The sequence below is a fragment of the Acinetobacter sp. P37 genome, assembly GCF_057480965.1.
In genome coordinates, this window is sequence record NZ_JBLIYY010000003.1 from 45,762 (window position 1) to 58,108 (window position 12,347).

13 protein-coding genes are annotated in these 12,347 nt (G+C 38.2%); 4 read left to right on the forward strand and 9 right to left on the reverse strand.

What is annotated here, in order from left to right; all coding sequences use genetic code 11:
* Positions 1–62 precede the first annotated feature (62 nt).
* Positions 63–1,355 carry a branched-chain amino acid transport system II carrier protein gene (gene brnQ / locus AC25JC_RS03655; protein ID WP_111884967.1) on the forward strand — a complete coding sequence of 431 codons (1,293 nt, stop codon included), beginning with the start codon at positions 63–65 and terminating at the stop codon, positions 1,353–1,355.
* Between the two features lie 558 nt (positions 1,356–1,913).
* Positions 1,914–2,150, forward strand: coding sequence for a hypothetical protein (locus AC25JC_RS03660; protein WP_078188534.1), 237 nt, complete (start codon positions 1,914–1,916; stop codon positions 2,148–2,150).
* A 275-nt stretch (positions 2,151–2,425) separates the two neighbouring features.
* Here the strand turns inward: AC25JC_RS03660 and AC25JC_RS03665 are convergent, their stop codons facing one another.
* On the reverse strand, positions 2,426–2,887 hold the full coding sequence (locus tag AC25JC_RS03665; protein ID WP_180107444.1) for a hypothetical protein: 462 nt from the start codon (positions 2,885–2,887) through the stop codon (positions 2,426–2,428).
* Between the two features lie 174 nt (positions 2,888–3,061).
* Here AC25JC_RS03665 and AC25JC_RS03670 point away from each other — a divergent pair, with 174 nt between their 5' ends.
* Together AC25JC_RS03670 and AC25JC_RS03675 are read left to right on the forward strand one after the other, a co-directional pair.
* Positions 3,062–3,913, forward strand: coding sequence for an alpha/beta hydrolase family protein (locus AC25JC_RS03670; protein WP_486923472.1), 852 nt, complete (start codon positions 3,062–3,064; stop codon positions 3,911–3,913).
* A gap of 215 nt (positions 3,914–4,128) precedes the next feature.
* On the forward strand, positions 4,129–4,614 hold the full coding sequence (locus AC25JC_RS03675; protein WP_078188537.1) for an Lrp/AsnC family transcriptional regulator: 486 nt from the start codon (positions 4,129–4,131) through the stop codon (positions 4,612–4,614).
* Positions 4,615–4,699: 85 nt separating this feature from the next.
* Here the strand turns inward: AC25JC_RS03675 and AC25JC_RS03680 are convergent, their stop codons facing one another.
* From AC25JC_RS03680 to AC25JC_RS03715, 8 genes are all read right to left on the reverse strand, one after another.
* Positions 4,700–4,912, reverse strand: coding sequence for a hypothetical protein (locus AC25JC_RS03680; RefSeq protein WP_486923473.1), 213 nt, complete (start codon positions 4,910–4,912; stop codon positions 4,700–4,702).
* Positions 4,909–5,121 (reverse strand): DUF4177 domain-containing protein, encoded by a 213-nt coding sequence (locus AC25JC_RS03685; RefSeq protein ID WP_078193931.1) that lies wholly within the window; start codon positions 5,119–5,121, stop codon positions 4,909–4,911. Before AC25JC_RS03685 ends, AC25JC_RS03680 begins: the two co-directional genes overlap by 4 nt.
* 202 nt (positions 5,122–5,323) lie before the next feature.
* A complete protein-coding gene (locus AC25JC_RS03690) occupies positions 5,324–6,181 on the reverse strand; it encodes a tetratricopeptide repeat protein (protein ID WP_486923474.1) in 858 nt (285 codons plus the stop codon).
* 93 nt (positions 6,182–6,274) lie between these two features.
* Positions 6,275–7,498 carry a sodium/glutamate symporter gene (gene gltS, locus AC25JC_RS03695; protein ID WP_486923475.1) on the reverse strand — a complete coding sequence of 408 codons (1,224 nt, stop codon included), beginning with the start codon at positions 7,496–7,498 and terminating at the stop codon, positions 6,275–6,277.
* 207 nt (positions 7,499–7,705) lie between these two features.
* Positions 7,706–7,921, reverse strand: a complete 216-nt coding sequence (locus AC25JC_RS03700; protein ID WP_486923476.1) for a hypothetical protein — start codon at positions 7,919–7,921, stop codon at positions 7,706–7,708.
* Positions 7,922–8,027: 106 nt separating this feature from the next.
* Positions 8,028–9,038 carry a hypothetical protein gene (locus AC25JC_RS03705; RefSeq protein WP_180040398.1) on the reverse strand — a complete coding sequence of 337 codons (1,011 nt, stop codon included), beginning with the start codon at positions 9,036–9,038 and terminating at the stop codon, positions 8,028–8,030.
* 99 nt (positions 9,039–9,137) lie between these two features.
* A complete protein-coding gene (locus tag AC25JC_RS03710; protein WP_180004960.1) occupies positions 9,138–11,777 on the reverse strand; it encodes a bifunctional aconitate hydratase 2/2-methylisocitrate dehydratase in 2,640 nt (879 codons plus the stop codon).
* A 296-nt stretch (positions 11,778–12,073) separates the two neighbouring features.
* Complete coding sequence (locus AC25JC_RS03715; RefSeq protein ID WP_078193937.1) at positions 12,074–12,343, reverse strand: hypothetical protein; 270 nt, start codon at positions 12,341–12,343, stop codon at positions 12,074–12,076.
* Between the last annotated feature and the right edge of the window lie 4 nt (positions 12,344–12,347).

Sequence of the window (12,347 nt, forward strand, 5' to 3'; positions counted from 1 at the left end):
TTGCTCCAAAAACGAGCTTAATTGCACTAAAATTGCCTTTTTTCACAGTTCATCTCCCCTTTATGACAAGTCTTCGTACACGGGATATTGTTGCCTTAGGTTTTATGACCTTCGCACTGTTTATTGGTGCAGGTAACATTATTTTCCCACCAATTGTCGCACAGCAAGCGGGTGAACATGTTTGGTTAGCTGCATTTGGTTTCTTGATCACCGCAGTTGGTCTACCTGTCATCACGATTATTGCTTTGTCGCGTGTTGAAGGTTCTATTCAAGTTTTAAGTTCGCCTTTGGGTAAAGCAGCCAGCATTATCCTTACTGTCGCGTGTTACTTAGCTGTTGGACCTTTATTTGCAACACCTCGTACAGCTACCGTTTCTTATGAAATTGGTTTCTCTTCTTATTTTGGTAACAGCGCAAACAGTCTGCTGATTTATAGCGTGATTTATTTTGCATTGGTGACGATTGTTTCACTTTACCCAAATAAAATTTTAGATACCGTAGGTTATTTCCTTTCACCACTCAAGATTTTAGGCCTCGTTATACTGGGTATCTCTGCGTTCTTTATCCCTGCCGGTGTGATTCCACCTGCAATTGATAACTACGTAACTGCACCAGTTTCTGAAGGTGTAGTAAATGGTTATTTAACCATGGATACATTAGGCGCTTTAGTTTTTGGTATTGTGATCGTCAAAGCCATTACTTCACGCGGCGTAACGGATAGTAAGCTCGTCACCAAATATGCTGTCATTGCCAGTATTATTTCTGGTATTGGACTTACACTGGTATATATCAGCTTATTCAAACTCGGTATGGGCAGCCATGATATTGCTCCAAATGCAACAAATGGTGCAGTGATCCTGCATGCATATGTACAACATGCTTTTGGTGATATGGGCGCTTATTTCCTATCTGCGATGATTTTTGTTGCATGTATGGTTACCGCGATAGGCTTAACCTGCGCATGTGCTGAATATTTCTCAGAATTGACTAAAATTCCATACAAAGTTTTTGTATTCATTTTAGTTGGCTTCTCACTGCTTATTTCAAACTTAGGTTTAACCAAACTCATTGCTGTTTCAGTGCCTGTTTTAAGTGCGATTTATCCACCTGCGATTGCAGTTATCCTACTTAGCTTCTGCTCTAAATGGTTTATTTCACCATCAAGAGTTATTGCGCCTGTTACCGCATGTGCGTTTATTTTCGGTATTTTTGATGGTTTAAAAGTGGCTGGTTTCGAAGATGCACTTCCAAGCGTTATTGCCAATCTACCACTTGCTCAACAAAATTTAGCATGGCTGATGCCATCAGTGATTGTGCTGATTATTGCTGCTGTAATTGATAAAGTTAAAAAATAACCTTTTTTGACCTGTCTAAAATCGGAGTTTTACCCGAATGACGATTTTACCTGTGACCAATAATTGTCGAGTTTTACCCAAACTGACTTTTATTTGTCCTACTACAGCGTAATATTGCTAAGTCATTGAACTTTGAGATTAAGTTTTATTTTCACAATGAGAAACAAAGCCAGCCATTTGGCTACAAAATATAATAATAGTTAAAATACAAATACTTTCTGCAAAATACACTGTACACAAACTCCATGATTAAGCCCGATTCTGACTGTAAGCTATGCGGTTTCGTGTCATAAAGCCGATATACCCGTGTTGGTATATATATTGCTTATTCATACATAGATATTATGCATCGATCATTTTACTCACCAGTCAACACCTTTAGATTCATAATATTTAGTATATGAATAAAATGATTATTCTTATATGATGATCTAACATAGTTTTATGACAAAATAATGACATTTGCTATTGAAATACTTCTAGTTTCGAAGTACAACAGTAGTTCAAACCTGACCAAAATCATGGGTTTTGGCTAAACAACAACAAGGAGGGGTGGAGATGTTATCAGTACATTTCAAAAAGCAATTCTTCATTAACGCTCTGAAGGCAAATAAGAACATGGTGACCTATACAAGCACCACTATTGCTCTCATGCTGACACTACTTATTCAAGGCTTAATACAAGGAAATTTAAGACCTGAATACTTTGCTTATGCGCTTATTGTCTCTGTAGCCTTTTATTTATGGGCAGTCATTGACCACAAATATCGAAAGCAAAAATCAACAGAATTTTAAGTTAGAAGATGGATGAGGCATCATCCATCTTGAAAAAAGAAAAGATGCCAATCCCTACCTTCTCGATCATTTAATCCTTTTTAAATAACAATACAAATAATCCCTAAAATAACCAGAAAATCATCAGCCTTTTCTCATAAATTTTCAATTCTGCAGAACTTAAAATTTTGTTTATATAAATTCTTCGACCTAACAATCGTCTGCACTTTAAAAGCTTTTATCTCCTGATTAGCCTCCAATCTAATTGATACAATTTTTATTTGATACTACTTTGCTTAAAACCAAAATTTAACGATGACTCCGAAGAGCAATCCGAGTGTTGCAATTAACTCGCCAATCACCAATCCAAGCATTGCCATACTCATCATCCATTTAGGTAAATGCCATTTGCCTAAGACGTGCGGTACTTTAAATTGATTGGTGGTATCAGCTAAAAAGCCATGCAGCACATAGCTTAAAATCGAAAAGCTAAAAAAGAACAAATTGATGATTACAAAGAGTAAATTGAGTGTATGTGGAAGTGCTGAAAAATAGGCCAATACCGCTAAAATAAGCGTCGCTGGGGCGTATAACAAACTGCTCCGATGTGCAATATCGACATAATAATGCGCACGTGCCAGTTCAGACTGTCTTATTTGTGCATATTTCCACACCCCCGTGAGCATACCTACCCATAAATAAATCCCACTAAAGACTATCGCAATTTTTACTGCACCCGAAAGTTGAAGCATGTCCATTTTTAATTTACATCCATTGTTCAATTACACGCATTATTTTTATCTGTATTTCTTCTGCAATAGTACTTGCTTCAAACCTGTTATGACATGACTTTAGAGTCATACTCTTTTCAGGTTTCTTTTTGGAACTTGTGTAAATTAGAGTCATCGGAATACACCCATGAAGTTTGAATCATGTCATCATCTGAAAAACTCACGATTCATTGCCAAGACGGTTATTCACTGAGTGCGCGCTTTTATCCGCACCAGACAGAGCTCAAACAGGTTTTACCTGTGTTGATTTGTCCAGCCACAGGTATTACCAAGCAATTTTATAATAGTTATGCAACATGGTTGAGCCAACAAGGCTATGACGTTTTAGTTTTTGATTTTCGTGGTATTGGTGAGTCGCTACACAGCCCTCTAAAAGAATCGACAGCAAGTATTGTGCAATGGGGGCAGCTTGATATCCCTGCGGCAATCGACGCCTTGATCAGTAAAACGCAGGCGCCTAAAGTCATATTACTCGGTCATAGCGCAGGCGGACAACTATTAGGCATCGTGCCAAATTATGACAAAGTTGCCAAAGTGGTTGCTGTTTCTGGCTCTACGGGGCATGTCAAAGATCTTAAAGGTCGTACCAAGCTTTTAGCTCCAGTGATGTTTAATGTGATCTTCCCAATTGCACGCCATACCATTGGCTATGGCCCGACCAATGCAATTGGCATGGGTGAAAATTTGCCAAAAGATGTAGCTCGTGAATGGGCTGAATTTTGTAGCAAACCCGGTTATGTCATCAATGCCTTAGGCAAAACTGTTCAGCATCAACAAGTGAGCTGCCCGATCACTGCCGTATGGAGCTCTGATGACGAAATCGCCACGGAAGCCAATGTCAAAGACTTGCTACGTTTATACCCGAATGCTTTGACTCAAATGATTGAGTTAAAACCGAAAGAAACAGGTCATAAAGCCATCGGACATATGTTGATGTTTAAATCATCACATCAAAACCTATGGCCGATCATTGAACAACAGTTACACGCTTAAGTTTTTGCCACTCAGTCAGTAATCCGGCTGAGTAGTCTTTTTATGGACTGCACAATAATTTCTACTTTTAGATTCATTCAAACTGCCTGACAGCTTACATATTCTATTTTCTATCTTTAAAATCTGCACTGAACGTCCAAGTGTACTTATTTTCATCAGCCGACTATTGCAAAAAATGATATAACTATTTTTTCTCAATTATATTCTATTTTGGCATGAGTGAAGCACGACACAACCTCGACAGAATTGATCGTTTAATATTATCCGCATTAAGAGAAGATGGACGACTCACCATAGCCCAGCTTTCTGAACGTGTTGGTCTATCCTCTTCGCCGTGTTGGACACGCTTAAAGCGTTTAGAAAATTTAAAAATTATCGACGGCTATACAGCCAACATTAATCCAAAATCGATTGGGATCAATGAATTATTCTTTATTGAAATCACATTAGAACGTCACGATGATGAAATTTTAGATCAATTTAGTGAAACTTTAGCCAATATGCCAGAAGTGGTAGAGGCCCATTTAGTCACTGGCGATTATGATTATTTGGTGAAAGTTGCAGTTAAAAATGCTGAACACTATGAGCGTTTTTTGCGTAAAAACTTATATTCTATGAAAGGTATACGCCACACCCGCTCTATTTTTGCGCTACGACAATTAAAATCTGCCAGCAGTGCTGACCTCATGATGATTGAGTAATGAGCCAATATAGATCTAATCTATAAGATGACTTTAAAATTTAAGGGCAATTGAGTTCAGCACTCAATTGCCCTATTTATGTGTTCTAATCTATATAGCCATCTTTTTTCAATTTTTTATCTGTCAAATACTCACGTATGACCAATGTTGCAATAATAATGATGGCTTCTAAGATCGCTACTGTGACGGTTAGTTTGGTAAATACTTCGACACTGAGCAACTTAGACCATAATTGAGCCATGGCTAATAAACCCCATAAAACTGAAATAATAAGTGCACTAAAGACACCGTATTTCATTTTTCTCTCTCCAAAACAACTACATAAGCTTCGCGCTTCCAAAAAAGCAGCATACGACGGATATCCTTTTCCATCGTAATCACAGCCCAGCCTTGCTGTGCATTTTGATTTAAAAAATTGGTGAATTTAACAGGATCAACTTTTGAAGAGCCAAGCAGCAAAGATCCCAGCATACCTTCTTGATAGATAACAACTTTATATTCTTTCATCAATATAGTTCTTTATGGTTATAGTGAAATGAACAAATGTTCATGGCAAAGTATAGCGATCGCTTTTTCCTAAAACAACAAAGTTTTAAATGTCAATTTACTCAGCATTTTTTTCAATTTTATGCTTTAATATACACAGTATGAGATGAGCCTTATATGAGTATCACGCGAGTGATACGACTAGCCCCAACCATGGGGCTTTTTATTGTTTTCTACTCAGCTCACATTGTTGTGTTTCATTGTTCAATTCTGACAGAACGAGACTGTGAATTTCACATGTTTTCACAGGGTCCTGCTCATAAGCCGAATTAAACCATGCAGCAGCTTTTTCAAAATCTTGCTGTACGCCTAGCCCACCTAAATAAAAACTTGCTACGCTAATTTTTCCGTTCAAATCATTTGCTTCCGCAGCCTTTAAAATCCATGGATAAGCTTTTTTATAATTCGGCTTTCCATCTGTACCTGTATAGTAAATCATGCCTAACCGGTGCTGATACTTTGCCAATCCTTTTTCTGCTAAAAGTACTGTAGGTTTTTCTGCAAGTAGTAGATCATTCTTTGTATAGTAATAATAGTCGGCCAATTGTTCGATATCTTCTTGCTTGCCTTTATTTGCAAATTCAATTAAAAGACTTTCCAATTTTTTCTCATTCCTTGGAATGAGTTCATATTTATGCATAATCAAAAGCATACGCTTTGAATCTTCTAAATTTCTTTCAGCACCAATCTCAAACCATTTTGCAGCTTCCACATAATCTACTTTTACACCGACACCTTTGTAATATATCAATCCCAAATTTTGATTTGCAGAGCGGTGCCCTAAGGCAGAAGCACGTTTATACAACGCTATGGCTTCGGGCAGATTAATCTCCACACCTTCTAGCCCCATATGTTTCAGTACAGCCAAATCATACAGCGCCTGTTTATCGTTATTTTTTGCTTGAACGATGGTCTTTTGGACATCAATTTCGGCTGAAAAGGTTATAGAAAATGGAAGTGCTGTTAATACAAATAGCATGAACAATTTGATGTAAGGTAAATGATATTTTAAAACTTTCATTGTTTATTATTCTTGATCAATAAGATGGTGAAAAATGAAATGCTAAAGCACTCTATCTAGATGCTTTAGCATTTTTTAAAGCTATATATAGTATTAACCAAAGAAGCCTATCGTTGCCTGAATGACCACAGCATTGACAATATCTACAAAAAACGCCCCTGTCAAAGGTATGATCAAAAAGGCTTTATGTGATGGCCCATAAGTGTTGGTTACTGCTTGAATATTAGCAATCGCTGTCGGTGTTGCACCCAAATTTACACCACATTGCCCTGCACAAAGTACGGCTGCGTCATAGCTTTTTCCCATGATCCTAAAAGTTACAAAGTACAGATACAGTGCTAAAACGAGGGTTTGTACCAGTAAAATAATCAACAGCGGGCCTGCAAGATCTGCCAATAACCAGAGCTGCAATGACATCAGCGCCATGGATAAAAATAATGCCAAGGATGCGTTACCAAATACATCGATACAGCGATCAAACATTTCTATTTTAAAGCCTAGCTCCAAGGTATTTCTTAAAAATACACCGCAAGCCAAAGCCCAAACGAAGGTAGGTAATTCAAACCACTGTCCACGAGCGAAGTCCGTCATGAAGTAGGCAAAACTGATACAGACGGCAAACATCCCCATCGTTTTGACGGCATCATCTGCGGTAATTAAACGGGTTTTTTCAGGATATTCGAAAGGTGCCGTTTCAGATGCAGGCGGTGCTTCATTACGTCCTAATGTGGGTACAAGTTCTTCAGCTAATTGGAAACGGCGGATGAGGAATTTCGCTACTGGCCCGCCCATCATGCCGCCAATCACCAAGCCGAAGGTTGCACTTGCCATACCGAGTACGACTGCACCTTGTATGCCATGATCTTGTTCAAAGACTGTACCCCATGCGCCTGCTGTACCGTGACCACCTGTAAGTGTTACGGAACCTGTAATTAAGCCGATGAGCGGATCTAATCCTAAAATTTTGGCTAAACTGATGCCAACGATGTTTTGCAGTATGACAAATATAATGACACAGCCTAAAAACAGCACTAACGCCTTGCCACCCTCTTTGAGTTTTCCAAGACTTGCGCTCAAACCCACAGATGTAAAGAACATCAGCATGAATATTTGCTGAATTTTTGCATCAAAATTTACGGTGATATTAAAGTTTTTAAATAATATAAAAGTAATTACAGCTGCAACTAGACCACCTGCTACAGGTTCAGGAATGTTGTATTTTTTCAGGATGGAAATTTTATGTACAAAGAAATACCCGATAAATAAAACCAAAACCGCCACGACAATTGTCAAAAAAGCATCTAGCTCATAATTCATAATTTAATCTTAAGTGCTCAATTTTATTTACCTTTTTACATAATTATTGGAGTTTTTTCAGCCAGAAAAATGTAAATAAGCTATTTACCCCCCTTTCTTCTACTACACATTTTTGAAGCCTAATAAGTGAAATAAATAAAAATGCTCAGCGCATGTGATGTACTTAGCATTGGTCGTTTATGACTGAATATAAAGATTTTTGAGATATTATTTGATGTCGAATACCCAGTTATGCGCTTCTTTATCACTGGTGGTTTCACAGACATAGTAATCTTGATCCCAAGCATCTTGGTTAAAGATTTCTTTTTTTTGGTAAGTCACCTGTTTGCCATTTTCGACACAGACAAAGCTTTCGCCTTGGTCTTTGACTTGGGTTCCGTTGAGGAAGCCACCAATACAGAGGAATCGGGATTGTTTGGGCACTGATCTATGCTACTGTAAAATAATATTAGTTGTGATTAAACGTTGTATTCTTAGAACTGTAAATAACATTTATAAATAAAAGCCTCCAATTAAGAGGCGATTATTTCTATTTTTGACAGTTATTCAAACTATTTTCTATATAGCTTTTTTCTAATTGTCCTTGTTTAAAGGATTTTAATAACCGTTCCAACCTCACTCTATTCCCAGGATAAGAGCAATACAATTTTTGCACATCATTTATTTTACTCAAAGAAGTAAGTTTACTTAAAGAATCTACGGCACCTTGCTCAACCCTAGCCCAATTTACATTTAGTTTTTTCAAATCATACTTATTGTTATGTACTGTATATAGAATATGATAATAATGAAAATCTTTTTCTGCAGGATTCATTTCCTGTATATCATTAATAATCATTTGAATAGCATCATAATTTTCTCCAAACCACTTTTTCTCAAAACTTTCCATAAATGTATTATAAATAACTCTCTGTTTTGGATATTTTACAATTCCATCTTGATAAGCTCTTAGATAATTTTCTTCAAAACCTAAATCACGTAGCGTCATTAAAAGAATGTAGTAATAAAAAGGATCTTTTGATGCGACATCATAATTTTCCATTAGAAAATTTAAATTCTGCATTGATTTATCAGCAAAATATTGCATATTATTTTGCGATACCTGTGAACTATAACTTCCCCCTCTAACACTCCAAGCCTGTTGCCTAACCCACATTGCATAATAAATATAACCTAATGGTGATTCTGGTTCAGCTTTGATCCATTTCTGTCCTTGAGCAATATTCTCTTTGTAATAATTTGAAGATGTTACACGATGCTTATTTACGATTCTAAGAAAAGAATCTAAATAACTTGTGTGTTTAAATTTACCATCAAAATTATATTCTTCGCTATTTAAGAGTTGATTGGCGTTAGTTGAGATTTCTTTGAATTTTTTTGCTTGGATCAAATCTTCAATGTCAGATTGTACTTCTGAGTTTGTTCGATATGCATTTTCATCAACTAACTTAATATTTGCTAGCTTTGTAAAAGATACCTCAGCAAAAATATTTGATGAACAAAGTGTTAATAGTATAAGTGTAATGTTTTTTAGTTTCATATGTCTAATTTCTAAAATATTATTTTGCTATTTCTATTGCAATTTTATATAAAGAAAATCCCACATGACGTGGGATTTTCTTATTAACTACTTAATCAATTAAGACAATTGAGCAGCAGCAATTTTCTTAGTATCAACGTCTTTAGCAGCGTCAGTATAGTCGCCCATTTTGTCGAAGCTTAAGTATTGGTAGATGTCTGCAGACATGCTATCAATTTGAGCTGCGTATTCTTGGTACTCAGCTGGAGTTGGTAATTTACCAAGTACAGCAGCAACAGAAGCAAGCTCAGCAGAAGCTAAGTAAACGTTCGCACCTTGACCTAGACGGTTCGGGAAGTTACGAGTAGAAGTCGATACACAAGTAGTGTTCGGAGCTACACGTGCTTGGTTACCCATACATAATGAACAACCTGGCATTTCTGTACGAGCGCCAGCTTTACCATAGATGTTGTAGAAACCTTCTTCCATCAATTGACGTTCGTCCATACGAGTTGGAGGAGCCAACCATAGACGAGTAGATAAAGAACCACCAGGAACTTTGTCTAGAAGTTTACCAGCTGCACGGAAGTGACCGATGTTAGTCATACATGAACCAACGAATACTTCGTCAATTTTTGTACCAGCAACGTCAGAAAGCAATTTAGCGTCATCTGGGTCGTTCGGGCAGCAAAGAACTGGTTCAGTAATTGTAGAAAGGTCAATTTCATACACTTTAGTGTATTCAGCATCTGGATCTGCTTTGATTAGGCTTGGGTTCGCTAACCATTTCTCCATGTTTTCTACACGGCGCGCCATAGTACGAGCATCGCCATAACCTTCAGAAATCATCCATTTCAACATAGTAATGTTTGATTTAAGGTATTCAGCAACTTTCTCTTCAGAAAGCGTGATAGAACAACCAGCAGCTGAACGTTCAGCAGATGCGTCAGAAAGTTCGAACGCTTGCTCAACAGTAAGGTCAGTTTCCATTTCTGTAAGGTCGATCTCAAGGATACGGCCAGAGAAGATGTTCTTCTTACCTTTTTTCTCTACAGTTAAGTCGCCTTCTTGGATCGCAACGTAAGGAATCGCATGTACTAGGTCACGTAGAGTGATACCAGGTTGCATTTTACCTTTGAACTTAACAAGAACAGACTCAGGCATGTCTAGTGGCATAACGCCAGTTGCAGCAGCAAACGCTACAAGACCAGAACCCGCTGGGAATGAAATACCGATTGGGAAACGAGTATGCGAGTCACCACCAGTACCAACTGTATCTGGAAGAAGCATACGGTTTAACCAAGAGTGGATAATACCATCACCTGGACGTAGAGAAACACCACCACGGTTCATAATGAAATCAGGAAGCGTGTGCTGCATTTGAACGTCAACTGGTTTTGGATACGCAGCTGTATGACAGAAAGATTGCATAACTAGGTCAGCAGAGAAGCCTAGGCAAGCAAGATCTTTAAGTTCGTCACGAGTCATTGGACCTGTTGTATCTTGAGAACCAACAGTAGTCATCTTAGGTTCACAGTAAGTACCTGGAAGTACACCTTGACCTTCAGGAAGACCACAAGCGCGACCAACCATTTTTTGAGCTTGAGTGAAGCCTTTACCAGTAGCTGCAGGTTGAACTGGAGTACGGAATAAAGTTGAAGGTGCAAGACCAAGAGCTTCACGAGCTTTAGTTGTTAAACCACGACCAACGATAAGGTTGATACGGCCACCAGCACGTACTTCATCTAAAAGAACTGGAGTTTTAAGTTCAGATTCAGCGATTTGAACGCCGTCTTTGAACGCAGTTACTTTAGCAGCAGCGTGGTCGATTTTAAGCGTGATTTCGTCGCCCATGTTCATGTTTTGAACATCGATTTCTACTGGCAATGCACCAGCATCTTCCATTGTGTTGAAGAAAATCGGAGCGATTTTAGAACCTAAGCAATAACCACCGTCTTTTTTGTTCGGAATGTGAGCAATTTCGTCACCAAAGAACCAAAGTACAGAGTTAGTTGCTGACTTACGAGAAGAACCAGTACCAACAACGTCACCTACGTAAGCAACTTGGTTGCCTTTCGCGATAAGCTCTTTGATTTGGCTAAGTGGACCAACTTCGCCAGGAACTTCTGGATTGATACCGTCACGTACGTTTTTAAGCATTGCGTTAGCATGTAACGGAATGTCTGGACGGCTCCACGCGTCTTGTGCAGGTGACAAGTCGTCTGTGTTCGTTTCGCCAGTTACTTTGAAAACTGTAAGTTTGATTTCTTCAGGAACGTCTTTACGGCTAGTGAACCATTCAGCATCTGCCCAAGATTGCATAACTGCTTGTGCATTCGCATTGCCCGCTTTTGCTTTATCAGCAACGTCGTGGAAGGCATCAAATACAAGAAGAGTTTTCTTAAGTGCGTCAGCAGCTAATTCACCAAGCTCTGCATCATCAAGAAGTGCAACTAAAGGAGCAACGTTATAACCACCAAGCATAGTACCTAGTAGGTAAACCGCACGTTCTTTAGTTACTAGTGGAGAAGTCGCTTCACCTTTTGCCAAAGCAGCTAAGAAAGCAGCTTTAACGTATGCAGCTTGGTCAACACCCGCTGGAACACGGTTTTCTAGTAAATCAACTAAAAATGCTTCTTCGCCAGCTGGTGGGTTTTTTAATAATTCAACTAATGCAGCTGTTTGAGCATCGTCAAGTGGCTTCGGTGGGACTCCGAGTGCGGCACGTTCTTCAACGTGTTGGCGGTAAGCTTCTAGCACGGTGTTATTCCTCTTTTTTAAAAAATTATTTACGCATTCCTGCTTTAAATAAAGCTACGCAAATAATATGGACTGCTAAATTTTACTAAAATTCCAGTTAAAAGTTAATGCACTACAAGTGTTTCTTCGTGATGCCCGTTATTTTATAAATAAATGATCCTCATATCGTTTATACATTAAGCAAAATCAATAATTAGAACACGCTTTTCTTGCGCATATTAACTTTTGACTAAAATTAACCATCAAAAAAAGGCAACTAAATGTTGCCTGTTTTTATCAGTATTGGATATTCCACCTTAGTGTACAGTGGTTGCAGTGATATATTGCTGAAGTTCTGCTCGATCGCCTGTAAATCTGAGGCACCATTCGTCCTGACATGTGGTTTGATGTTGATTACTTGCAAAGCTGATATCGACCAAATAACGCTGAGAAAATTCATCTATTTTTTGGCGTAATGTGACTTTATCTCCAATGCTGAGCACGTAGTTCCCACCACCGATAATTGCTACGCCTTGTTCATCTTCTAGGAGTAGATCTGAGTGATGCATATAACCTATAACGTCCATATTC

Excerpts from the sequence above, each read along its gene's own strand:
- brnQ (WP_111884967.1), top strand. The coding sequence starts at position 63 with ATGACAAGTCTTCGTACACGGGATATTGTTGCCTTAGGTTTTATGACC.
- AC25JC_RS03660 (WP_078188534.1), top strand. The coding sequence starts at position 1,914 with ATGTTATCAGTACATTTCAAAAAGCAATTCTTCATTAACGCTCTGAAG.
- AC25JC_RS03665 (WP_180107444.1), bottom strand. The coding sequence starts at position 2,887 with ATGGACATGCTTCAACTTTCGGGTGCAGTAAAAATTGCGATAGTCTTT.
- AC25JC_RS03670 (WP_486923472.1), top strand. The coding sequence starts at position 3,062 with ATGTCATCATCTGAAAAACTCACGATTCATTGCCAAGACGGTTATTCA.
- AC25JC_RS03675 (WP_078188537.1), top strand. The coding sequence starts at position 4,129 with ATGAGTGAAGCACGACACAACCTCGACAGAATTGATCGTTTAATATTA.
- AC25JC_RS03680 (WP_486923473.1), bottom strand. The coding sequence starts at position 4,912 with ATGAAATACGGTGTCTTTAGTGCACTTATTATTTCAGTTTTATGGGGT.
- AC25JC_RS03685 (WP_078193931.1), bottom strand. The coding sequence starts at position 5,121 with ATGAAAGAATATAAAGTTGTTATCTATCAAGAAGGTATGCTGGGATCT.
- AC25JC_RS03690 (WP_486923474.1), bottom strand. The coding sequence starts at position 6,181 with ATGAAAGTTTTAAAATATCATTTACCTTACATCAAATTGTTCATGCTA.
- gltS (WP_486923475.1), bottom strand. The coding sequence starts at position 7,498 with ATGAATTATGAGCTAGATGCTTTTTTGACAATTGTCGTGGCGGTTTTG.
- AC25JC_RS03705 (WP_180040398.1), bottom strand. The coding sequence starts at position 9,038 with ATGAAACTAAAAAACATTACACTTATACTATTAACACTTTGTTCATCA.
- AC25JC_RS03715 (WP_078193937.1), bottom strand. The coding sequence starts at position 12,343 with ATGGACGTTATAGGTTATATGCATCACTCAGATCTACTCCTAGAAGAT.